23 protein-coding genes, 2 tRNA genes and 2 pseudogenes are annotated in these 24,459 nt (G+C 36.7%); 14 read left to right on the top strand and 13 right to left on the bottom strand.

What is annotated here, in order from left to right; genetic code table 11:
* The first annotated feature begins 69 nt into the window (after positions 1-69).
* The 4 genes from L647_RS1000000126110 (at position 70) to L647_RS0110160 (ending at position 1,639) form a co-directional block, all read left to right on the top strand.
* Positions 70-210: a hypothetical protein gene (locus L647_RS1000000126110; RefSeq protein ID WP_166110097.1), complete on the top strand. Its 141-nt coding sequence runs from the start codon at positions 70-72 to the stop codon at positions 208-210.
* Positions 211-430: 220 nt separating this feature from the next.
* Positions 431-521: transfer RNA gene (locus L647_RS0110150), tRNA-Ser, on the top strand.
* A 51-nt stretch (positions 522-572) separates the two neighbouring features.
* Positions 573-665, top strand: a tRNA-Ser gene (locus L647_RS0110155).
* Between the two features lie 488 nt (positions 666-1,153).
* Complete coding sequence (locus L647_RS0110160) at positions 1,154-1,639, top strand: hypothetical protein (protein ID WP_024611023.1); 486 nt, start codon at positions 1,154-1,156, stop codon at positions 1,637-1,639.
* On the opposite strand, the gene L647_RS0110165 is transcribed toward L647_RS0110160, so the two are convergent.
* Both L647_RS0110165 and L647_RS0110170 read right to left on the bottom strand, forming a co-directional pair.
* Complete coding sequence (locus L647_RS0110165; protein ID WP_024611024.1) at positions 1,626-2,747, bottom strand: aminotransferase class V-fold PLP-dependent enzyme; 1,122 nt, start codon at positions 2,745-2,747, stop codon at positions 1,626-1,628. The genes L647_RS0110160 and L647_RS0110165 overlap by 14 nt on opposite strands.
* A gap of 1 nt (position 2,748) precedes the next feature.
* Positions 2,749-3,918, bottom strand: a complete 1,170-nt coding sequence (locus tag L647_RS0110170) for a monodechloroaminopyrrolnitrin synthase PrnB family protein (protein WP_024611025.1) — start codon at positions 3,916-3,918, stop codon at positions 2,749-2,751.
* A 136-nt stretch (positions 3,919-4,054) separates the two neighbouring features.
* Between L647_RS0110170 and L647_RS0110175 the strand changes: the two genes are divergently transcribed.
* From L647_RS0110175 to L647_RS0110190, 4 genes and pseudogenes are all read left to right on the top strand, one after another.
* Entirely contained in the window at positions 4,055-4,510 is a 456-nt protein-coding gene (locus L647_RS0110175) for an Lrp/AsnC family transcriptional regulator (protein WP_024611026.1), read from the top strand.
* A gap of 76 nt (positions 4,511-4,586) precedes the next feature.
* A complete protein-coding gene (locus L647_RS0110180) occupies positions 4,587-7,304 on the top strand; it encodes an ATP-binding protein (RefSeq protein WP_024611027.1) in 2,718 nt (905 codons plus the stop codon).
* Positions 7,294-8,654, top strand: a pseudogene (locus L647_RS01000000124010) (alpha/beta fold hydrolase). The gene L647_RS0110180 and the pseudogene L647_RS01000000124010 overlap by 11 nt, the downstream one beginning before the upstream one ends.
* 2 nt (positions 8,655-8,656) lie before the next feature.
* Entirely contained in the window at positions 8,657-9,796 is a 1,140-nt protein-coding gene (locus tag L647_RS0110190; protein ID WP_024611028.1) for a GNAT family N-acetyltransferase, read from the top strand.
* Here the strand turns inward: L647_RS0110190 and L647_RS0110195 are convergent.
* Positions 9,773-10,363, bottom strand: a complete 591-nt coding sequence (locus tag L647_RS0110195) for a DUF938 domain-containing protein (RefSeq protein ID WP_024611029.1) — start codon at positions 10,361-10,363, stop codon at positions 9,773-9,775. The two genes, L647_RS0110190 and L647_RS0110195, sit on opposite strands and share 24 nt — an antisense overlap.
* 202 nt (positions 10,364-10,565) lie before the next feature.
* Between L647_RS0110195 and L647_RS0110200 the strand changes: the two genes are divergently transcribed.
* The 5 genes and pseudogenes from L647_RS0110200 to L647_RS0110220 all read left to right on the top strand — a co-directional run bounded on the left by L647_RS0110200 (position 10,566) and on the right by L647_RS0110220 (position 13,650).
* Positions 10,566-10,751 (top strand): hypothetical protein, encoded by a 186-nt coding sequence (locus L647_RS0110200; RefSeq protein WP_024611030.1) that lies wholly within the window; start codon positions 10,566-10,568, stop codon positions 10,749-10,751.
* 101 nt (positions 10,752-10,852) lie between these two features.
* On the top strand, positions 10,853-11,218 hold the full coding sequence (locus L647_RS0110205; RefSeq protein ID WP_231613191.1) for a hypothetical protein: 366 nt from the start codon (positions 10,853-10,855) through the stop codon (positions 11,216-11,218).
* 11 nt (positions 11,219-11,229) lie between these two features.
* Positions 11,230-12,607 (top strand): annotated as a pseudogene (locus tag L647_RS01000000124015) (class II fumarate hydratase).
* 109 nt (positions 12,608-12,716) lie between these two features.
* The gene (locus L647_RS0110215) at positions 12,717-13,238 is read left to right on the top strand and encodes a hypothetical protein (RefSeq protein ID WP_024611032.1); all 522 of its coding nucleotides are present in this window, start codon (positions 12,717-12,719) and stop codon (positions 13,236-13,238) included.
* 10 nt (positions 13,239-13,248) lie between these two features.
* A complete protein-coding gene (locus L647_RS0110220) occupies positions 13,249-13,650 on the top strand; it encodes a hypothetical protein (RefSeq protein ID WP_024611033.1) in 402 nt (133 codons plus the stop codon).
* A 24-nt stretch (positions 13,651-13,674) separates the two neighbouring features.
* Here L647_RS0110220 and L647_RS0110225 read toward each other — a convergent pair whose 3' ends face one another.
* From L647_RS0110225 to L647_RS0110260, 8 genes are all read right to left on the bottom strand, one after another.
* Complete coding sequence (locus L647_RS0110225; RefSeq protein ID WP_024611034.1) at positions 13,675-13,860, bottom strand: hypothetical protein; 186 nt, start codon at positions 13,858-13,860, stop codon at positions 13,675-13,677.
* 16 nt (positions 13,861-13,876) lie between these two features.
* The gene (locus L647_RS0110230; protein WP_024611035.1) at positions 13,877-14,197 is read right to left on the bottom strand and encodes a hypothetical protein; all 321 of its coding nucleotides are present in this window, start codon (positions 14,195-14,197) and stop codon (positions 13,877-13,879) included.
* Positions 14,194-14,832 carry a DUF4178 domain-containing protein gene (locus L647_RS0110235; protein ID WP_024611036.1) on the bottom strand — a complete coding sequence of 213 codons (639 nt, stop codon included), beginning with the start codon at positions 14,830-14,832 and terminating at the stop codon, positions 14,194-14,196. The genes L647_RS0110230 and L647_RS0110235 overlap by 4 nt, the downstream gene beginning before the upstream one ends.
* A gap of 73 nt (positions 14,833-14,905) precedes the next feature.
* On the bottom strand, positions 14,906-15,598 hold the full coding sequence (locus L647_RS0110240) for a PspA/IM30 family protein (RefSeq protein WP_024611037.1): 693 nt from the start codon (positions 15,596-15,598) through the stop codon (positions 14,906-14,908).
* A 35-nt stretch (positions 15,599-15,633) separates the two neighbouring features.
* A complete protein-coding gene (locus L647_RS0110245) occupies positions 15,634-16,047 on the bottom strand; it encodes a DUF2170 family protein (RefSeq protein ID WP_024611038.1) in 414 nt (137 codons plus the stop codon).
* 79 nt (positions 16,048-16,126) lie between these two features.
* Entirely contained in the window at positions 16,127-17,848 is a 1,722-nt protein-coding gene (locus tag L647_RS0110250; RefSeq protein ID WP_024611039.1) for a polyamine aminopropyltransferase, read from the bottom strand.
* 3 nt (positions 17,849-17,851) lie between these two features.
* Positions 17,852-18,751: a DUF350 domain-containing protein gene (locus tag L647_RS0110255; protein ID WP_024611040.1), complete on the bottom strand. Its 900-nt coding sequence runs from the start codon at positions 18,749-18,751 to the stop codon at positions 17,852-17,854.
* Positions 18,752-18,777: 26 nt separating this feature from the next.
* A complete protein-coding gene (locus L647_RS0110260; protein ID WP_024611041.1) occupies positions 18,778-19,707 on the bottom strand; it encodes a hypothetical protein in 930 nt (309 codons plus the stop codon).
* Positions 19,708-20,134: 427 nt separating this feature from the next.
* Here L647_RS0110260 and L647_RS0110265 point away from each other — a divergent pair, with 427 nt between their 5' ends.
* Positions 20,135-22,069: an EAL domain-containing protein gene (locus L647_RS0110265; RefSeq protein ID WP_253948855.1), complete on the top strand. Its 1,935-nt coding sequence runs from the start codon at positions 20,135-20,137 to the stop codon at positions 22,067-22,069.
* A 50-nt stretch (positions 22,070-22,119) separates the two neighbouring features.
* Here the strand turns inward: L647_RS0110265 and L647_RS0110270 are convergent, their stop codons facing one another.
* Together L647_RS0110270 and L647_RS0110275 are read right to left on the bottom strand one after the other, a co-directional pair.
* Positions 22,120-22,578, bottom strand: a complete 459-nt coding sequence (locus tag L647_RS0110270) for a hypothetical protein (RefSeq protein ID WP_029880433.1) — start codon at positions 22,576-22,578, stop codon at positions 22,120-22,122.
* Between the two features lie 2 nt (positions 22,579-22,580).
* Positions 22,581-23,774: a hypothetical protein gene (locus L647_RS0110275; protein WP_024611044.1), complete on the bottom strand. Its 1,194-nt coding sequence runs from the start codon at positions 23,772-23,774 to the stop codon at positions 22,581-22,583.
* Between the last annotated feature and the right edge of the window lie 685 nt (positions 23,775-24,459).

Consider the following 24,459-nt stretch of genomic DNA (forward strand, 5'->3'; position numbering starts at 1 on the left):
CGTTTTATTTTTAATCAACTAACGTGCAAAATGCACGCGTTTTCAACAGACACAACCAGGAGCAAGATAATGAATCCAATTAATACTTTAAATCAAACAGCAGCAACTCACGTTGGCGTTAAACCAACTAACCGTAAAGCAAAAATGTTAGCTAAACTTAACCGTTTTGGCAAAAAACTAGCACTTAGCAGCCCAGCTCAATATAAATAATCACTCAACCATGATTATTTTTACGGTGCAGCAAACACCCAACCACTAAATAAAGTCTCTTATTTAGCTCCCTCAAGTTTGCTGCAACCTATTTATTTTATTAAAAATTGCCTAAATTCTTCATTATTTACAAAAAAAACCTCATTTATGTATAAATTTTAGGCAAACAGTCATTTTGCTATTTACACAGCGGTATCACCTAAGTATTATTCTGCGTCACGGAGAGATGGCAGAGTGGTCGAATGCACCGGTCTTGAAAACCGGCATGGGTTTATAGCCCATCTAGGGTTCAAATCCCTATCTCTCCACCATATTTTAATTGGTGGCTTTTTTACTACTACCAATACAAACGGTTATGCGTTGGAGAGGTGTCCGAGTGGCCGAAGGAGCTCCCCTGCTAAGGGAGTATAGAGTTTGTAGCTCTATCGAGGGTTCGAATCCCTCCCTCTCCACCATACTAAATTTAAACCACTTAATTGTGGTTTTTTTATGCCCAAATTTCAACACCGATACGAAATTGGGAGGGTGAGGACCCTCGACAGGGTTCGATAAAATGTCCGGAACATTTTAGGTCGCTGCAAGCGTCGCGCAGCGATTGATTACATGGATGTAAGCAAGTCTATCCCTCCCTCTCCACCATACTAAATTTAAACCACTTAATTGTGGTTTTTTTATGCCCAAATTTCACTTCGCACTACAGTCAATCATATAAATGATATTCGGTAAGTGAGCCTCTATAATTTACCAATTATCACTAAGGTAATTTACGTTTAATTCAATTGGTATTAAATAGCTCTATCACCAGCTTTTAATCATAAATTTAATGAAATCATAACTCTTCATATTTAATGCTTTAGTACCTAAAATATAAAATCAAACAAATTGTGAAAAACAATAACTTAGTGCATTATTAGCTTAACTTTAAGCCAAACTAGGTTTAACCATGATTCGACTTTTATTACTCTCACTTTGTTTAACAGCACCGTTTATCAGTAAAGCTGAAGACACAACTATTTATAAGTGTATTATTAAAGATATACCTACATTTAGCCAAACCCCCTGCGCTAAAGATGCTGAAATTATTACACTTAAAACGATTAATGTAACAAAAGCGTATAGTAGTAAGCTGCAAAGCAATAAAGCCCCAGACACTTCTGTAGATAGTTATTTAAAAATTCAACAAATAGATCGTGATATTAAAAGGCTGCAACTTTCTATCAAAGAACATCAAAAAGAATATGCAGAAAAAAAGCAGCAAATAAATTATATGACTCAAGATAAAGCAAATCGCTTGGGGGCATCTTCTATTGCTGATGCTATTGCTATGAAAACGGCATCTTTAAAACAATCATATGAGCCTGCAATTAAACAAGCACAACAGCAAATTGAGTCGCTTACACAACAAAAGTTACAACTTAAACAGCCTTAAGCGCCTGCTTTATAGTTAAAATAAACATGTGTATTTCGTCAGTGGTGTTATACACATGAGGCGATACTCGTATTCCATATTTGCGAGCATCAACACTAACTTCAGCTTTATTAAGCGCTTGTAGCACAGCATTCTGTTGCCTATTAAAGTTTAAAATAACTGTTCCACTGCATTCATCGTTTAAAGTAGGTGATACTACAAACTCACTCAAGTGCTGGTGAATAAGCGTGATCATCTCGAAATTATGCGCTCTGACTTTATTGATTCCCAATGCGGCAAAGTAAGCAATGCTATTCGCTGCAATAATGTAAGGCGCTACAGAAGGAGTGCCCCCCCAAAACTTAAGCGCACTGGCGTTATATGCAAAGTGATTAATATCAAACTCAAATGGATTTTGATGTGAAAACCAACCCACATCTTTAGGTTCACAGCACTCTATTTGATTCTCGTTAATCCATAAATAAGCGGCTCCTGGACCTCCACATAACCATTTAACGCTTGAGCCAACCATAAAGTCAGCATCGAGTACGCTTAAATCGAGCGGTATAACACCAGCTGATTGAGCAACATCAATTATTGATAAGCTATTGGTTAATTTGCTCATAGCTACAATATCGTATACAGGCGACTGTACGCCTGTATTTGAATATACATGGCTTATAAAAACCAAGTCGATATCGCAAGTTATATAGCGCTGCCAAACACTAATATCAGTTAAGTTTTCGTGCTCAGGTATAAACATGATTTGTGCGCACTCTGGTAATGCTTTTTGCATTGCAAAACCCATGCTCGGAAAATCACTTTGCGCCATTAGCACTTTACAATTTTTTTGCTGTAATCGAGGATACGACATAAGCAACTTTGTTAAGCCACTTGATAAATTAACTTGAGGACAAAACTGCGAACTAGACACATTAAATAACTTACCAAGTGCGGTAGTAAACTGCTCAACTGCGGGCAGCCATTGTTGCCATGGCTCTTTATTTGAACTCTCCCACGGCAAGAAGTAATGCTGGGCTAAATATTGCTGTGTATTTTTAAGTGGACGCCCAACCGAGTGATTTAATAAATAACAGCCATCAGCCATACAAAAATCATTTTTAAGCATGCTATTTAACCCATTCTTTAAGTGTATTTAGATCATCAAAACGTGTTTTTATATCGTCGCGTTTTGCGCTGGCTCGCCTATCTCTTAATTTTTCGAGCGAATCAAGCAACACATGAAGCGGCGGACCGCTTGCTGTTACCTTGCTCATATGCTGCTGTTGCATATTTTTTGAGGGCTGAGCAATAAACTTTTCAACCAGTTGATTATGATGACCGACTGCGGTGTCGCCATGTAATTTGCACACTTGTATAAATAACTTTGCGTGGTTTTTAAACCAATCTGTATTTTTATATTGCTCGGCTTGTAAAAAGTTATCCATAAAGCTTTGCATACGCATGGCTTCTCGTAGTATTTGTTGATCCTCTGGCATCATATATAAAAATTTATCCACCAGCATTTGCGAGTAACTTGGCTCATTTGCGCTACAAAGCCCTAGCAGCATATCAATCACGTTAATGCCTGCAAAATCACCTGCATTTGCGCCTCTGTAAACCTCTTTGCCTACACGATACGGTTTATAATAAGGGCGAACGCAGTTAAAAAAGCGATCTGTATCGAGCTCAGAATAAAGTGTGTTATTTGATTCAATTACATCTATAAGCGCTTGTTTGGCTACTTTTAATAATTCACCACACAAGGGGTGTGAGATACCGAGCGGCAATATTTTTAGTAAAGCGTCACTTGCCCGTTTATAGGCCAAAATACCTTGAGTGTTATAATCAATAAATAGCTTTTCATCGGGTAAATTAGTAAAACGCTTATAAATACCGTTAAGTGCTTTGTTATGAGTAGTTAAGTGTGCGGTAGCAAAACGAGGTGTTACACCAATAGATGCACCAATATGCATAGCAAGCGCAGAGGCTTCTATTAGCGGTGAAGTGGTTTCTCTGCTTGGTTCGGTAATTTCATGACGCCTACATGCAGCCATAAACAATCCTACGTTACCGAGTAAGTCAAAGGCACTATCAAAGCCTTGATCTGTGTTTCCTTCGGCTAATAAATTACTAATTAATGCGTTGCCTTCTTTTTCTAATTGTTGCTTTAAGGCTTCACCAATTCCTTCTACATTTGCTTTATCGCTTTGCTGCCAATAAAGCCGTTCCAGCTCACTATTTAAAGTAACAAATTCTGTTCGTATCCATTGATCGAAAATAACGGTATGTGTGCTCATTGTTGTACTCTATTATTTTTATAGCTAAATGCTAACAGAGTTCAATGAGGGTAAAACGCCAAAAAAGTTAGTAAAAACCAGCATACTTAGCAATAATCACTACAAATATAAAAATAATTAATAAAAGCCGACAATCATGTTAGATAAAAAAGATCAGCAATTACTCATAGCACTTCAAAGCCAAGCTCGCATGTCGGTTTCTGACTTAGCTAATAGTATTAATTTATCTGATACGCCTTGCCTAAGACGTATTAAAAAACTCGAGCAGGAAGACGTTATTACCGGCTACCACGCAGCCATAAACCCTAAGGCGCTTAATCTTAATGTATTAGTGTATGCATTTGTGCGGTTAAGCCAAAACTCAGTAAGTGCAGCAGATCAGTTTGAGCAACACGTAGAAAAACTCTGCCACGTATTAGAGTGCTGTGTAATATCTGGAAGTTACGATTATTTACTAAAAATAGTAGCCCACGATCTCGAAAGCTACGAGAGGTTCGTAAAACATCAATTAGGTAGCTTAAGTTATATTGCTAATATAGAGTCGACGATAGTATTAAAGCAGTCATTTAGCAAAAAACAGTTACCATTATAAAAAATACCGCAAACAACTCACTGTTAGCTATACTGATAGCTATTAAAAATAAGAATAAAAATTGCTTGGGACTTATATGAAATATTTTAATTCAAAATATCATTCTGCTATTTTTTACATACTTTTTGCTTTGGCTTATTTTTTAGTCGGTATTACACTTACTAAACTCGCTTTTAACTCGCAAATTATTCCCATTTGGCTACCCGCAGGTATTGCTTTAGTTGGTTGTTATATATGGTGGTGGCGATTTATTCCGCCTTTGTTTGTAGCAGCAATCGCATTTAATTTAAATATTTTTGATAGCTCAGCTCATGAAATGGTGCTTGTAGGTAACTCATTTAATGAGGCAATGTATATTGCCTTTGGTGTTGTAATGCAAGCAATGCTAGGTGCTGCGCTCTTAAAGTTTTGGTTAGGGCACCCACTACGCTTTAAAAAGCGAAAGAATATTATTTACTTTATTGTGGTTATCGCCATTTTAGTTAGTTTAATTTCAGCTAATTTTGGTGTATTTGCACTGAGTCAATTTAACTCTGTTTATAGCATAGATAACCATTGGGAAAATGTAGTTTACTGGTGGTTAGGCGATACATTAGGAGTATTAATTGCCACTCCATTTTTACTTTCTTTGTTACCACAAAAATCTTATCAACATAGTGTTTCTGTACTTCCCACAATAGCAGTATGTTCTATTCTATTTGTATCGGTAGCGGTTACAACTCAGCTATATGATCAAGAAAACCGTAGAAATACAATTAAAATTGCTGAACGCGAAGTTCACGTCATAGAAAACAGTCTTTATAGACACACCAATAGCAGTATTATTGCGGTGCAAAGTTTAGCAAGCCAAATGCAGTCGTCTTCTATATTAAGCCAACAAGATTTTTATTCTTACGCCAACCAATTACTTACACAAGAATCATTTATTAAAGCTCTATCGTGGAATGTAAAAATACCACAAGATCAGCGCCAAGCGTTCACTCAAGAAATGTCAAACATTTATCATTTAGATATTGATATTGTAGGGGAACCACTTGAAGAAGATGATCCACTTGTTATCGTAAAATACATAGCCCCCTTTAACGGAAACCAAAAAGCAATTGGTTTTAATGTATTTTCTAACCCTGATAGAAAATCCTCACTACTCAACCCTTCAATTAAATATATGCCTGTAGGGACTAAAATAATTCAGCTTATACAAACCAAACAACCAAAACCGGCTTATTTATTATTTGCACCTGTTTATGCTCAAGACAATAAAGAAACGATTAAAGGCTATGCCACTGGTGTATTTTTAGTACGTAGTATTATTGAACAAGCAATTTCTAAAGAGCAGTCTGATATGTTTTCTATTGGTATTTATGAGGACATAGATAAACCGCCATTTTATAGTAACTACTCAGGAAATATCGAACAAGCAAAAGGAAGCAGTTTAATGTCATTTACAATCGACTTTGCAGGGCAAAAGTGGATTGTAAAACTAACTTTAATAGAAAGCTTTTTAGCACAGCATAATAATCAACTTGCGTTGTTATTACTCATATTACAAGTCGCTGTATGTTCATTAATTTTAATTGTATTACTCTTATTTAATCAGCAGCAAATTGCACTTACTCGCCAAGTATCTGAGCGTACGCATTCTCTAGTAAAAGCTAAAAAACAGTCTGATTTAGCCAATCAAGCTAAAAGTCAATTTTTAGCCAATATGAGTCATGAAATACGGACCCCACTTAATGCTGTTATTGGTTTTTCTTCGCTTGCTCGCAAAGAGGATAGCGCCAGCACATTAATTGGTTATTTAGACAAAATAAACTCTTCATCTAAAAGCCTATTAAGCTTAATAAACGACATTCTCGATATTTCAAAAATAGAATCGCAACGCTTAGTTCTTGAGTCCATTCCATTTGATTTAAATGCACTTGTACAGCGTATTGATAATATGTTTGAACACAGCGCTAATAATAAAAACATTGATTGGAAAATTAATAATAAACTCCCCGTAGATACTTGGTTTATTGGCGACCCTATGCGAATAGAACAAATACTTCTTAATCTATGTAGTAACGCCATTAAATTTACGAGCAAAGGCGGTGTTACAATAAATATAGAGGCTGAATTTGTCTCGGCTAATAAAGTTCAGCTTGCTATTGCTGTTTCTGATACAGGCATTGGAATTAAAGCAAACCAACATCAAAAACTGTTTAATGCATTTACTCAAGCCGATAACTCTACTTCAAGACAGTTTGGGGGCACCGGGCTAGGCTTAACAATAGCAAAAGAACTAAGCCAACTTATGGGTGCAAAATTAACAGTTCAAAGTGAATTAGATAAAGGATCTACTTTTTCATTCTCAATACAATTAGAAACAATTGAACCACAAGAACAACCTCTTGTTACCTTTGAAAATACTAATATTGCATCTTTAAATATTTTGGTAGCAGAAGATAACCCAGTAAACCAAATGGTGATTAAAGCAATGCTTGGTTCGTTAGGTATTGTGCCGTACGTAGTAGAAAATGGTGAACTTGCTGTTGATATTGCTAAAAATCAACATTTTGATTTAGTACTCATGGATTGCCAAATGCCTATTATGGATGGCTATAGAGCCACTGCACTTATTAGGCAATTTAAAACAGAGCAAGAACTCCCTATTATTGCTTTAACCGCCGATGTTATGCCAGAGGATAAAGCACACGCTCAAGCAGTTGGATTTAATCAACATCTTGCAAAACCGCTTGAACTCATTAAGCTAACTGAATGTTTAGTACAATATGTAGAAGTAAATGAACAATAGCGGTTTAGTTTTAAGTGTATTTTGGGGTGTGGTTTTAAGTTTTTTCTCTCATATTGCTGTCGCTCAAAACTGTATAGAACAAGCGAGCGACTTTAAATTTATAACGAAAAGTAAGCAACAAGGTTTATTACGTTTTGAAAATGAGCACAGCCACCAACCTTTTAATTACCACGCTGCTTTACCATTCGATGATTATTTAAGTTACGCCTACCAGCATATTAATAAAGCTAATCCACGTGCAAATATACCATGCCCTGTAATTACAAAAACATACCAACAATTAATAGCACAAGGAAAGCGTAAATTAGACCCTACTATTGCAGATATTATTGCTCCTTTTGAACTAACATACCCAAACAGTAATAAGGTCGCGCTATTAATTCACGGGTTAACCGATACACCGTTTACATATCACGATTTAGCACAAGTGTATTATCAACAAGGTTATACTGTACGAACTATTTTATTACCTGGACACGGAAGCGCGGCAAGCGCTTTATTAAACGTAAAAATCAGCCAATGGCAACAGGCAATAAAATACGCAGTTGAACGCTCAGTACAAGACTTTGATGAGGTGATACTCGCAGGTTACTCTACCGGTGCAGCGTTACTTATTGATTACGTAACCAAACAACCTCTTTCATCTAAAGTTAAAGCACTTATGCTTTATTCACCTGGCTCTGAACCACATAATAAGCAAGGTTGGATGGCAAAATGGATTGATGCTATTCCGTTTGTTAATTGGATAGATAAAGATGCTGATGTAGACTTTGCTAAGTATGAATCATTTCCGTTAAATGCAGCTACCGCTTCGTACGATGCAATGTCACTTGCTAGTATTGATAGTTTGAGTAAACGCCCTGCACTTAAATTGCCTATTTTTAGTGTACTTAGCGATATTGATACCACGATAGATACGCGTGCCACGCTAAAATTATTGAGTGCATTACACAAAGGTAATTCAATCAAATATAAGCCGCTCGATACTTTAGTACTTTATGGAAGCAGCGATATTTTACCAACGGGCTTTACGAGTGACTACACAGTAAGCAATCCGCAATGCACTACACAACAGTGTAAAAAAATTCATGGTATGTCGCATATAGCGGTTGTTAACTCACCACAAAATCCACATTACGGAATTAACGCATCCTATCGTAATTGCGGCAGCNCGAGCCGCTGTATAAAACATGTAAAACAACTAAAAACCCACAGCTAGGAGAGCGTACAAGCGCTAACTTAAAGCAATACCCAGCTTTACAACGCTTAACTTATAATCCTCATTTTACCGAGCTTAAAATGCAAATTAGTACGTTTATTAAAAACGTAGAACACGTACAAGGTAAGTAGTTATGGGAACGTTTTCGCACCAATGGTTTAGCAGTATTAATGAAATTGATCAGGCGCAGTGGCAACGCTTATTCGGCGATGAGCCATTTACTCAACATGCATTTTTATATGCCCTTGAGCAAAGCCAATGTGTAACACAGCAAAGCGGTTGGCAGCCACACCACTTAGCTATTTTTGAAGGTGATACGCTCGTTGCACTTGCACCCGGGTATTTAAAAAGTCATTCATACGGCGAGTACGTATTTGACTGGGCATGGGCTGAAGCGTTCGAAAAGCATGGTTTAGAGTATTATCCCAAGTGGCTATCAGGCATTCCGTTTAGCCCTATTGAAGGCAAGCGTATTGCTATTGAACACGCTAACCCTAACGCTGTGTACCAATACATTACAGAACAACTTAGCGTACACAGTGCCCAGCAAGGTTGGTCTGGTTGGCATGTAAACTTTTGCGACCAAACTCAAGCCACATCATTAACTGAGCAGCACGCCATGTTAAGAGTCGGTGTGCAGTTTCAGTGGTTTAACAAAGGCTTTGAAACCTTTGACGACTTTTTGCAAATGCTTAGCTCGCGTAAACGTAAGTCACTTAAAAAAGAGCGAGCTAAAATAGCGCAACAAAATATTGATATTGAATGGCTGCAAGGCACACAAATTACGCCAGAGATAATGCAGTTATTTTGTGAGTTTTATCAGCGCACCTATTTAAAGCGCTCTGGTCATTTAGGCTATTTAAACATGGAGTTTTTTACGCTTTTACATGCATTAATGGCGAATAACCTCGTTATTATGTTAGCAAAAAAAGACGACAACGTGATTGCTGCAACACTTAGTTTAGTAGGCGAAAATACGCTTTACGGACGTTACTGGGGAGCAAGCGAAGAAGTAGATTCGCTTCACTTTGAATTGTGCTATTACCAAGGTATTGAGTTTGCTATAAAACACAAGCTCAGCTGCTTTCATTCTGGGGCACAGGGTGAGCATAAAATAGCGCGCGGATTTGAACCCGTACTTACCTACTCAGCTCACCATATTGTTGATAGCGACTTTAGTAATGCAATAAGTGACTATTTAAAACGTGAACGCCATCATATTGATATATATAAAGCGCAATGTACTTCATTACTGCCGTTTAAAAACGAGTAACTGATTGTTTGCAGGCATGGCTGTATCGCTAATAAGCGAAAGCCCTGCTTGCTTTGCTAGTTGTTCTACTGCTTCAAAATCTCTTATTCCACTTAACGGATCTCGATCTGTTAAAAACGTATTGAAGTCATCATTACTCGGGCTAGTAAATTTACTTTGATATTTAAATGGTCCATAAATACAAAGTTTACCTTCACTATTTAAATGGCGCTTAACGCCGTCAAAAAAACGTTCAACTAATTGCCAACTAACTATATGAAATGTGTTTGCAGTATAAATAGCGTCAACTTTATCTATTGGCCACTCATTATTTAAATCAAGCTCAAGCGGAGCATGTAAATTAGTTAAATTAACCTCGCTATGCCATAAATTAATGCCTTCGTGATTTACAGCTCGATCACTTGTATACCATTGTAAATGAGCTAATTTATCTGCAAAAAACACACTGTGCTGACCGGTTCCTGAACCTACTTCGAGTACTGTTTTAGTGTTTTTTAAAACGTCTTTTAATTGCTCTAAAATAGGGGTTTTATTGTTTTCACAGGCTTGTGAAAATGGCTTTGTCATTACGGTGCACCAAAATTGTGGATTAATGCACAACAGTAAAGCAAATTTAACTTATTTTGTCGTGTTGAAAAAATAGATAATTATTAAACATCCTAACTATCATGAAGTTAAATAAGTTCATTATGGTTGGTATGTAATATGCTTTTACATAACTAGCCCAATAAAGGGTTTAACTTATATTAAAGAGCCAGAGGATAAAATTATGCATATACCCCCTTATACCGCTGTAGATGCAGCCGTTGCCATAACAGAAAAAACCACCGACGATCATAGTTACGCCGTTGATATGAGAGCTACAGTAATTGATTTACTTTCGCACCCTAAACATAATCAAAAGGCGATGACTAAACATGAAACAGACCAGATATTTATTCTTGGCTATAATTAAAATTCAAATTAATACCGCAAATAATTTTTATAATAACTGTTTACACTGAAACCGATTAAATGTAATGATAACTATTATCGTTAACTTGAGTCGGTTTTTTTATGTCCTCAGATCATGCACTGCATCGTTACCATCAAGAACTATCTTGCCATTGCTTAAGACCCGGCTTACACGCTCCAATGCTGGTTGCCGATTACATAGAAACCGCACTTAACGTAGCCAAAAATTTTGAGCGACAAAATAACCCTTTGCTTCAAGAGTTTTATCTTAGACGCACACACCATGAAATTATGAATAAAATGTGCGACCCTCTTATACATAATGCTATTCGTAAACAATGCTTAGACCAGCTATATAAACCACTCATGGCATTAAAACGTTTTTATAAAGTTCATAACAATATTGCACAATTTTTAATACTTGAGCGCGAAGCTCGTATTCTTAGTCACGAATTCAACCCTTTTTAAGGAGCACACTTATGAGCCAATTTAGAACAGAATCAGACAGCATGGGCGAACTACAAGTACCTGCAGATGCACTCTATCAGGCACAAACACAGCGTGCGGTTAATAACTTTGCAATTAGTGGTCTTTCTATGCCAAAGCAATTTATAACTGCACTTGCTTATATAAAACAAGCCGCTGCACAAAGTAACTGTGAGCTTGGGCATTTAAGTAAAACTAAAGCCGATGCAATTGAACAAGCTTGCCAAACAATTATTGATGGCGAGCATGTTGAGCATTTTCCCGTTGATATTTTTCAAACCGGTTCGGGCACAAGCTCAAATATGAATGCCAATGAAGTTATTGCAACGCTTGCTAGTCGTATAGGCAGTGAAAGCATTCACCCTAATGATGATGTAAACATGGGGCAAAGCTCTAATGATGTAGTACCTACCGCAATTGCATTAAGTAGTGCGATAAACGTGGTATATGAGCTACTTCCTTCACTAGAAAATTTATCGCAAAGCTTAGAGCTGAAAAAAGCTGAAGTAGGCCATATTGTTAAAACTGGTCGAACTCATTTAATGGATGCAATGCCTGTAACGTTTGATCAAACTCTAAGCGCATGGCAATCACAAGTTAATCATGCAGCAGCGGGAATTCGACATAGTTTAGAGCGTGTTTGCGAACTTGCACAAGGTGGCACAGCCGTTGGCACTGGTATTAATGCCGATCCTAAATTTGCAGCAAAGTTTACAGAAAACCTTAGCGCTAATGTAGGTATTAGATTTACGCCTAGTAGTAACTTTTTTTATAACATAGGCTCACAAGACGCTATTGTTGCACTTTCTGGGCAATTAAAAGTACTTGCTGTAGCACAAATGAAAATAGCGAACGATTTACGTTGGATGAACTCAGGACCACTTGCAGGCTTAGGTGAAATAGAGCTTGAAGCATTGCAACCAGGCTCATCTATTATGCCTGGTAAGGTAAATCCCGTAATACCAGAAGCGGCTGCCATGGTAAGCGCTCAAGTTATTGGTAACNGACGCCACTATTACCGTAGCCGGACAGGCTGGGAATTTTGAGCTAAACGTAATGCTGCCAGTCATTGCTTATAATATTTTACAAAGCATAGAATTACTTGCCAATAGTGCACAAGCGTTAGGCGATAAAGCTATTGCCAGCTTTAAAGTAAACCAGCCAAATATTGATAAGGCGCTCGCTAAAAATCCAATTTTAGTTACCGCACTTAATCCGGTGATCGGTTATGAAAAAGCGGCAAAAATAGCAAAGCAAGCCTATAAAGAAGCTCGTCCTATTATTGATGTAGCCGAACAAGAAACCGATTTACCACGCAGTGAACTCGAAAAACTACTTAACCCAACCAAGCTTACGCAAGGTGGGCTTTAACAAACGGTATTTTTAGCGGCTTTAATTACTTGATAATATAGTTTTTATTGCCGTAAAAAATGCACCGTGTATGATAGTGATGAATATTTCATCACTATCAAGGCTCATTATGCGCACCCCATTATTGGCAATACTATTACCACTTTTTTTGTCTGCGTGTTTAGATAAAACACCAACTGAAACAGAAGAAGCCGTGATCACTACCAAAACTGAAGCACCAAAACCAGTACTGCAAAAGTCATCAGAAGATATAAAAATACCAAGTGATGCAGAAGCTGAAAACTCGCCAAAAATTAATTTAAAAAACGTATCTATTGATAATATTAAAGCAGCAAAAAATAAATTAAATACCCTAGTTGCCGATACGCAATGTGATACTACAGCGCAGTGTAAGGTTAGTCCTGTAGGTAGCCGCGCATGTGGCGGACCAAGTAGCTATATTGTATATTCAACGAAAACAGTCGCCGAAGAAGAAGTAACAAATCTCAGCAAGAAAATTACTGCATTTGAAAGTAACTACAATGCACAAAAAGATATGATGAGTACTTGTCAGCATTTAACTACACCAAGCACGCAGTGTGTTGAAAATAAATGTGTTAAACTTGAAAGTTCAGCGGTAAGTGCATTTTAAGGATAACGTTATGAGTTGTTTGCCATCAGCAGTAAAACTATCAATGATTAGTGTTGCTACCAGTATTTTATTACTGAGTGGCTGCGTTAGTACAACATCAAGTAATGGGCATGAAAATAACCTAGCGAGTTTAAATAACGAGCTTAATAAGATTGTTAGTGATAATAGCTGTACTGCTAGCTTTCAATGCAAGGTACTTGAAGTAGGTGCTCGTTCGTGTGGTGGACCAAGCAAATATGCTGTTTATTCAACGCTTAATACTTCACAAGAAAAAGCAGATAACGTTGCACAACAAATAACAAAACAAGAAAATGCTCAAAATAAAGCCCAAGGCTTAACCGATTGCTTACCTGTTTTAGAAATACAGTCGCTGTGCATTAATCAACAATGCCAATCGTTTGATATAAAATAGACTATTTCGGTTATTATTTCAGCGTTAATCTAAATACGGAATTAACGCTGAAATTAAAACTACCATCACTACGCAAATACCCGCTTTAATGATGTGTTTCATCGGCATTTTATTGAGCATCCAGTACGCATAAATAAAACGTACAAAGTAACTTGCCGCAGTACCAAACAAAGCAAAAATAAATAAATAGGCAATTAAAATTATATTCATATTATTATAATTTCAATTACTTAGATTGTTTAGTATAGGCAATTAAAAGCTCAGCTACTTGCTGCTTTACCGCTCGCTTATCATCACTGTGTACCTCAAAACGACTCGCAAGTTGCGCTATTTCATCATCATTTAAGTTAAACGATAAACGCTGTCGCGTTTTTTTTGATTTTACGTCTAAGTTGAGTATTTTTCGGATCATATCAGATGGAGTAAGCTCTTGATCGATTGCTTGTTTTTTTATCAACTTTTGAACTTCACTGCTTAAATCAAATGCCATTTGTGTTGCGCGTACGGCTTGTTCTTGGCGTAACCATTTTTCTTTAGCGTCACTCACTTAGCATCTCCAGGAAATAGGTCTACAATGTCGGTAATTGGGCGTGTTAATGTTAGTGATACTTCAGTTTCACCACCGTCCCAAATTTCAATATTCAAACCATAGCCTTCATCATCTGATACTAAGCAAATCATTTCGCATGGCTCTCCACCCTCTTGCTCATAACGAGGTAAAGTTTGGCTGCGGTAATCTTTATTATGGAAGTAACATACGTAAGGTGATTCGCTTTGTTTATAGCTTTTAGCTAAAAACTGCGTAAAGCGCTCTGGCGTATTTTGCACTGTTATATGTGTTAATGACTCTTCATCAAAAATACGTGCAAACTCATCAAGACCAAAAATTTCTTCAACTTCATTACGCTGAATTTTAATAGAAAAATTAGCCCATGCTTCGCCGTCACCTTGTTCTATTTGTAAAAATACAACTTGTCCGCTGTTTGTCTCAAGCACAAACTCAGTATCACTACTATGCTGATATTGATAGGTTTGAATATCAGTAACTCGTAACGTTTCGCCCTTTAACCACGCAGGATAAGCAAACGAATCAATAACGGTAAACATGTCACCTTTTTTAAGCTCGCTTACATGGTTAAGCTGACGCTCTGGTGCTTTTTTAGATTTGAAAAAATTAAACATAGAAAACTGCCTTTAAGCAAAAAAGGTAACAAAGCATAAGCTCGGTTACCTTTTTAAAATATGGACGCAAGTATTAGCTATTTTGCTTTGCTTTAATGCGAGCTAAAATATCGGCACTTTTTGGGCTTGTATCGCCAATGCCTGCTTCTGCCATTTTTGCTTTTAAATCATCGCCATTAACATCTGATTCAAGCTGCTTTGCTGCACCTAGTTGATCTTGACGATCTTGTTGGCGCTGTTTAATACGCTCAAGTGATTGACGAGCAGACGTCATAGACGAGCTGTTTGTATTAAGCGTGCTGTTAACTGCCATAGTTGCTTGCTGTACGCTTTCAGTCGTTTTAACCATTGTAAGTTGACGTTGGTTTTCTTTAATCGACTTTTCAGCATCTTTAACTTGCTGCTTAAGCGCTACAATATGGTTACTAAAACCAGATAACACTTGTTCGTTCTCTGCTTTTTCAGTTTCAAAATCACCAATTTTTTCTGCAATTTCTAGTGCTAACGCTTCGTTACCTTTTTCAAGCGCTTGACCTGCATATGCTTCATGCTCTGCAATAGATGCATCTACAGCGCTAATTTTACGCTTAGTTTGCATTTCTTTCGCCATTACTTCTGTAAGGCTTTTCTTTGCACGGTGTAATGCATTTTGTGCATCTGCAATTTCTTGCTCAAAAATACGGATACCATTAGCATCTACAATTGCTTCGCCGGCTTCACGAGCACCACCACGTATTGCTGTAAATAATTTTTTTAAAATACTCATAATCTTAACTCCAAAAACTTACCTGGATTAGTATACTAATCGTTTAAATACAAGGTCACGGCTTCTAGTGCATCTATAGCGTTATCGGCTAATGTTACTAGTTCGTGGGTAATGTCATCTAATGATGAATTTACCGACAGAGCACCAAAAATCGCATATTTATTATCGATTTTTGCAAATGCACTCAGTGGAATTGGCACGTTTAAACGAAGTAGTGTTTCGTTTAACTCATTGCATAGTTCGCTTTTAACTTCATCTTCATCAAACAAGTAGCTAATACATAACAATTGCTCTTGTGTTCGCGTAACAAAAATTGGAAGTTCATCATTTCCATCAACAATAACTTGTAAAACATCTTGCTCGCCAGGATTGGCAATCAAGAAAGACTCAAAGTTAGCACCTTCAGTTTCAAAAGAGGCTAATTTTATTGAAAGTTCATTTAATTCCATATCTCTGCCTTTTGTCGTTTGACATATTATGTCTGAGTTAAGATTCTCACGTCCGACATATTATGTCAACCGTGTTTTGTTAGTTTTTATACAATTCGCTTTCTATTTCCCATGCAGTTCGGTAATAATCATATAGCTGACCAGAACCTAACCTATTGACTTCAATATCTTTAACTTGTTCAAAATAATTATTTGGAAATGCAAAACTCGCTAATAAATATTTTTTACTAATCCACCTTGATGGAACAGGCATAACTGTTACGTCATTAATCCGGCCACTAGCCGACTGTCCCATTTTAGTTGCTATAGTCCAGCCCCATTGCCCAAAAGAAGGTATGTTTTGCTGATACTGCTCAACATATTCAAACCCAGCAGCTTTAACCGTTTTAGCAATACTCAAAAACGCTTTTTTAGCATGATAAGGCGAGGTTGATTGCACCGCCATTGCCCCATCAGGTGCTAATAACTGACGTACGTGGTTATAAAAATAGTCACTGTACATTTTATTTAGATCAGGATGATTAGGATCCGGTAAATCAATTAAAATAGTGTCAAATTGCTTACTTTGATCGAGCAGTTTTTCAACTTCTAAAAATGCATCACCCACTATTATATTTGCACGTGGGTCTTTCATCGACTCGTTATTAAGAGTAAGTAAGCGCTTATTAATGTCGCTTGGTGGAGTAAAGTCACCATCTTTATGACCAAATAAATTAAGTAACTGTCCATCAAGATCAATAAGAGTCACTTCATTTACAGACCACTTTAAAACATCTCTTAGTGCCAGCCCGTCACCACCACCAATGATTAATACGCGGTCGTGACGATTAGAAGCAAGCATTGCAGGATAAACCAACATAGAGTGGTATATTTGCTCATCAATACTTGAAAACTGCAAACGACCATTTAAATATAAGTCGGTGATTGGCTGAGCTTGGTTTTTACTTAGTCTTTCTGTTAAAACAACGTGTTGGTATTTAGTTGCTTGCGAGTAAATAACTTTATCTTTGTATAAAACGTTACTTAAATTATTCATCCAGCTACTACCAAACACCAAAATAAACCCAAATAATACCAGCAACACTATATGACAAACTAAAAGTGCCTTCGCAAAGCGCACATGGGTGTGGTAGCGCCATAAAAACGCGAGCCCAGCGAGTATATTAAATAATGCCGTCCACGCCGCAGCTTGCATTATAGGCATTGAGAGCATGATACTTACCCAAATAGCAGCACCAATGCCGGCACCAATATAATCAGCACCATAAATAGTACCTGCGTTGTTTTCTAAAAACCGTCCATAAACGTGCTGACGAATACGCGCTATTAGCGGTATTTCCATACCAATAAATAAGCCCAGTATTAAACCAAAAACATAAGGAAGAAAACGTGACCACTCTTGTAGCTTTTGAAATACGTAACCATTGAGAATAACGTCTGGGGGTAAGTTAAAAATACTTGAAAATAAATGAGGAAGAGAATAACTAACCGCTATTACACTGGCTATCGCCAAAATACAGCCCATACCAACCAAAGCAATAATACTTTCTAGCCAGGCAAAAGCAGTAAATGCATCTTTAAACCATCGCGCTAAAAAAGCGCCGAGGCCCATTGCTACAATCATAGTACCAATCATGGCGTATATAGCACTCTCTACTGAGCCAAGTACGCGCCCTGCATAATGAGAAAGTAGGTATTCATAAATAAGACCGCACCCAGCAAGCACAGCCATAACAGTAATAAGTAATATATCGTGCCCAAGTAAGCGAGACTTACTTGGGGGAGTATTAGTTGATGACACTGATTATGCGCCTAGTAAGGTTGCCATAGTGATACCCACAGCAAATGATACTGCTGCAGAAATAGTCGCCACACCTACATTTTTTTGACGATTAACTTCATCTGAAATATCGCAGCCAGATAAAATTACTTTAATAGTTACTAAGTGCAAAATAATAAATGTCACTAAACTCACAACAGCGCTAATAGCCCAGTAGAGTAAACTTGCATTTATATTATCAGCAGCATAAGGAGCAATACCTGTCGCAGCAGTAATGGCTAATGCGCTACCAACTAAAAATCCGGCATAACGTATACCTACCGCTAAATTCCCATCAACAATTGCTTGCTGTAGGCAGTCGCCATTTTTATTTGTGCGTTTAAATAACTGCACTCTATATTGGCTAACAAGCAACAATACAACACTGCCAATAATAAAGGCTGCAATTACAATCGGTAAACCATGCCAACCATCTGTAGCAACCCATAAAAGAGCTGAACGAATAACTATTGCAACACTCACTACATGCCCAAAATCAATAATAGCAGCTGTAACATTACCTTTAACAATTTCATCATGTAAGCTTACTTTACGAAGCGCCACTTTATCTTGAAAAAAGTGACCAAGCTTAATAAGCACAATAGCTAATGCTCCATAGCCTAACACTTGCAAGGCTTCTTGCTGAAGAGATACAGCAAAAGCACCACTGCTAACACCTGTTAGTACAATCGCAAGCGCAGCTAAGCCCGCTGCAAAGCTAATACCAAAAGCAAAGTTATCACGCTCTGTTATCTCGTCATTTGCATGTAAATTTGAAACCCAACCTTTAATATATTTAAGGCTCACAAATAACAGCACTATAATTGCAAAATCAATCGCCAGCGCTTGCAGTGACCACATAGTTATTCCATTAAATTCGTACATATTATTCTAACTCCAACTTTATTCTTTTACTTACCACGGCTCACGCCACGAGAGGTTCTGCTACTGCTATTACGTACCGAGCCAGAGTTATTACTGTAACTACTAGAACGGGAGTAACTGCTGGTTTTAGGCGGTGTGTAGCTACTACGGCTTAAGCCTGTAGCACCTGTTTTTTTACTCGCGTAAGGGCTTGTGAACTGCTTGCCTTGGCGTTGGTATGTTTGGCGTGTGCGTGTTTCTAACGCACTTTGAGTTTTAATTTGTTTAGGGCTTGAATAACGCGAACGTCCGTAGTCATTGTAGTAACTATACTTTCGACGCTTACTCCAGCTTCCATATTCAACACGGTCAAATACATCACCTAAAATACGGTACATACCGTACCATTGCCAAAAGCTAATACCGCTACTATTTGTTTGCCAATTACCGTAATTAGGGTTACCTACCATTTGATTACCAACACCAGCGCCTTCTGCTTGTTGGCTAATAGCGCCAACTCTGGCTAAAGAGCCCTTCGACATATCAGCTAACATATTAATAGGATCGGTTAACGCATCTGAAAACAACGTTGGTTTAGTCGCTTCACGTAATAAATCAATACTATGTAGCGTATCTTCGTAAGGAGGAATTAAGTAAGTTCCTTTAATATCTTTAAGTCGCTGTGTTAAGCCACTATAAAGTGCACCTTGACGCGTGGCATCAAGGGTAAGTACATCCACAACTTTTGTGAGTTGTGGTTGTTGTTTCTTAAGAAGCTCACCGTATTCTCTTAGTAATACCGCATTACGTACACTTCCATTTTCAAGGGCGGCACCAAGCTCTGACAGCTCAGTATCTGCTTTTTTAATAGACTCTTGAATTGTTTGCTGCAGTTGCTCTTCTTTAGATTGGCAACCCATAAGCACTGCGAACAAACAAAACAGGCTTATAAGTTTCCAAGCTTTTATATTCGACATTCATGTCACCTGATTTACAAAATTAACTACGGTAGTTTTACACAGGTCACTTATTAAACCAAGAATCAAATTACAACAAAGTAAATCAACTTAAATCAAATAAGCAGCTATATTTACTATATAAATTTAAAAGTAATCTTTATCGTATATTTCATGCTACAACAACAAAGTAAGTAATTATTGTGTAATTCGTGAGTTCTTGAAAACATAAATACAAACTAAAAAATAAAATTTCGGTTAAGGGTTAAATTTGATGCTTCATAGTATTCGATATAAATTTATTATAATAACAACGGTTTTAATTATACTGAGTGCCAATTTAGTTTTTTTCCTGGCAATTAATGAACACGAAAATTTATATAGGCAATCTGTCCAGCAAAATCTTGATGCTATGTCTGCTAATATTTCGGATAACTTGTTAAGAATAATGTCTGATCAAATTGATTTATTCTCTATTACTACCGAACTTTTAAGTTTTGAGCGATATGAATACATTAAATTTGTGAATGTGTTTGATGCAAATTGGGAATTAATTCAACCTTATGTACACCCTAACTACTTAACTCTTGAAAATTTCAAACCTGAGCTCATTGATGTAAAAGTAAAAGAGTTGCCTTTCGGTGTGACCTCAACTAACGAAGGTCTTGTTGCTTTAAAAGCAATTGGAGAAGAACAATTTCCTATCGGGTACTTGCTAATAGTACAAGATTTTAAAAAGCCATTAGATGAAAGCAAACTAAGCCTATTTTATAGCGCGGTCCCCTTTGTTGTTTTAATTATTGTGCTAACAATTATTATTTCATTCTGGATATATCAGCATTTATTGAGTCCATTACTAAAGCTATCAAACTTCACTAGACGGGTTGAAAAATCGACTAACTATAATCTCCAATATTGCGTTTCAGGTAATGATGAGGTGTCTCAGCTTGGTAATGATATAAATACGTTGCTACAAACAATTAATTCTCAAATTCAAAAAAATAAAAAAAATACTATACAGCTTTTAGAGCAAACCCAATCAATGGAGCGCCTAGCTAATTACGACATATTAACTGGGCTACCTAACCGCATGTTTTTTATGATGCTACTCAAGAGTGAGTTAACTCGTAGTAAAGAAAGAAACCAAGATATTGCTGTCATTTTCTTTGATGTTGATAGCTTTAAAGGTGTTAACGATACTCTTGGTCACGAAGCTGGAGATATGCTTCTACAAGCAGTCTCAAACAAAGTAAGTAGCTACTTGCGCAATAACGACATAATTGCACGCCTAGGAGGGGATGAATTTTTAATAATGTTACCTAGCATTGACAAGCAATCTATCGTTATTAATATTGCCGAGAATATAATTAGAGGTATGCAAGAACCATTTTCAATTCATGAATGGGATATATCCACTGGTATTAGTATGGGTATTGCCAGTGCTAAAGAAGCGCAATTTAATATAAATACACTAATTAGCAACGCCGATATCGCAATGTACGCCTCTAAAGATAAAGGTAAAGGTTCATACACCGTTTTTCATCACAAAATGCTCGAAGACAATAAACGCAAAGTTCAGGTAGCCAACTTAATAAGCCATGCAATAGCACACAATGAATTTGAAGTATTTTATCAATTAAAAATATCCAACGAGGGAGACGTTAAAGGCTTAGAAGCCCTAATAAGATGGCAAAGTGAAGTATTGGGGTTTGTTTCGCCTGGTGAGTTTATACCCATAGCAGAGCAAGCAGGAAAAATTAAAGCAATTACTCAATGGGTTATCACACAAGTTTTTAAAGACATGCAAATACTAAAAAAACTCATAAGCGATGATATTTTAGTTTCAATGAATCTCTCTAGCCACGATCTAAAAGATCACAATTTTATACATGTAGTAAAAAGTAAACTACTTAGTCACGAGATCAATATAGCAAATATTCAATTTGAAATAACTGAATCTAGCTATTTGGAAAACTTTGAAAGCGCTAACGAATTCTTTAATCAGATAAAACAAATGGGGGGATCAATTGCATTGGATGATTTTGGTACTGGTTATTCTTCTTTAAGCTACCTTACTAAAATTGAAATTGACACCTTAAAAATTGATCGGATGTTTGTTAATCAATACGCAAGCTCAGGAAAAGATGCCGCTGTACTACAAGCAATACTTGATTTAGGTCAGCGCCTTGATTTAAGAGTGTGTAGTGAAGGAATTGAGACCGCAGACCAAGCTAATTATTTAATATCACATGGTAGCCATGAAATGCAGGGATATTACTTTGCTAAGCCAGTGTGTATATCCCAGTTACCGCAAGCAATTATAAAGGCAAAAACACGATTTAAAGAGCTAACTAAAAGCGATACAAAACCCACATGGTCATAATAAATAAAAACACAAAGCTTACGAGCGATACACATAACGTAACTTACCTTTTAATTAAATGAGATAATAGTTAGTCCATCAGGTATAGCTGTATCCACAGGTAGATAGGCAACGGAATCTTCCTCTTTTAGGAGATACTCTATTATCTCTTTTGCAGATTCAAATTCAATCGGAGGTTTACTTCGACCAGTAAAGCGCATTTGTGCCCAATACGCCTGTATTCTAGACTCTGTAAGACCCACCATCCGGGTATTAAAATTAACCCTAAGAGGATTACCAGCGGGTAAGTTAACAGCTTTAAATTGTCTACTGATAGCGCCTCCCATATAAATATGACGGATTTGTTGTTTACTTAAAGATAAGTTTTTATCTAGCGTATTAACAACAATCACAATATCTAAGATTTTTTCATTCTGCGCATAGACAGGAGGTGTAAAAACGATAAACGTCGCAATAAATAAAAGGTGTATTACCATTTTTTTAATAATATGAGTTAATTTAAAGCACATAATTAAAACACCCAATCCAAACCGATAAGATACAAGCTAGCTTTTTTATCAAAATTAGAATTTTCGGGAGTTACAAAAAAAGAGTCTTTTACATTATTACCTTCAAGTGCCGAAAACTCAGCTTTTAATGCAAGGTTTGGTAACACATCCCAACGCACACCAATAGTCCATGTTTTGAGGGAATCTGGTGTCGAGTCTTCAAAAATACTATTGTATCCATAAGCTAATCTATCTAAGTCAGCATCAATACCTAGTGGAATTTCATTTTCAGGTGAGCGAATATCAACGTCACTATCAGCAAACGTTAAATGATAAGTAAAAGGAGCATAGTTAACACCGGCGGTTAAATAATAGCTCTGAATAATAGGTACTATTCCTAGATCTGTTTTTATACGAACCCATTCACCTCTAAAAAAATAATCTAAATTATCATAAACTATACCAAACTGCTCTGCATGCGCTCTACCTTGCGTTTGAACAGAGTTAGCGCTTCTTGTAAAATTGAGGTCATTCAAAACGTTTTCTAACTGCTTTATTTCTTCAATATCAAGTTTAATATTGCCGTTATAGCGAGAAACCCTAAACTCTAAATTTTCGATGTTAATTTTACCAATAAAGCCCAAAAGGTTATCAACTTCAAAACCCGTTTTTAATGTACCGATACCAATCTCACCCGACTCTTCGCCATAATACCCCTCTAATGTGACATCAAGACTCTCTGCTCCAAATTTATAAACTGCATCTATACCGTTAAAGGTTTTAAAAAGATAAGTATCGTAAACTTGTTGAGGGGGATTAATCCACGGATATGCAAAGCCAACATCTGAAAAATCGCTTAGAGTAAAAAAAGGAGTACGCAATTTGCCTAATTTAATTTGAATATTATCTGTAGGTGTATATGTTAAATATAACCACTCCAACCCTGAGTTATCAGACGCGGTTGTGTTATCGCTTCTTAGTAAAACTTGAGCTGTTGCAGACCAGTTATTATTAAATTGATACTCACCTTGTAGACCAATTAAACTAGAGGGGGAGAACTTAATACTGTCCTCGTATCCTTTATATTCAACATCTTTCTCATCTAAGTACCCACCTATAACCCTAGCGTAACCAGAAAACTCAAAATCATTGGAAAAGGCGCTTGAATGGCTAAACATAATTGAAATGAATAAAAGATAAAGTATTTTATGTCGCATCAGAAAAAATGGATCCTTTGTTAAGATCAATACTAATAAGGTTAATTGAACAGCTTGCTTGAAATTTGATTATTTTATTGCCCTATTGGCATTATTTATTAAATAGAAACTTAAAACGTAAATGTATGAAACAAAGTTATCAATTTGATGTAACTATTATAGTCAATGAATTACATTTTGTAACAAAATATACGTTTTATAAGATAATATTTAATGAGTAATAATCGCGCATTTAATTACTATTAACTTACGAGGGTATAAAAAGAAAATTTAATAACTTAAGTTCTCTAATATTTATAACTAGGTATTTCTAATGCATTTAATAAAGATGTTTGATGTGAAGATTTGATGGTTAAATGGTGCGAGTTGTTTATTATTAACTCACATCCCACTTTTCTGCAGACGTAAAAAAGCCCGAATCGTTAGATTCGGGCTTTCTATGATTTGAAGCCTGGGAATGTCGTGGTGCCCACAGCGGTAGAAAGTCACATAGCAAATGCGACACTATCATCGGTCGAGGCTTGGTATGGGCTTTGGCTATTTAGTAAATCCCAGACAGCAAAAAACCCGTCACATTGCTGTAACGGGTTTCTTTAATTTGAAGCCTGGTAATGTCCTACTTTCACATAGCAAATGCTACACTATCATCGGCGCTGTTTCGTTTCACTACTGAGTTCGGCATGGA

This window comes from Pseudoalteromonas sp. TB64 (assembly GCF_000498095.1).
GTDB lineage: Bacteria > Pseudomonadota > Gammaproteobacteria > Enterobacterales > Alteromonadaceae > Pseudoalteromonas.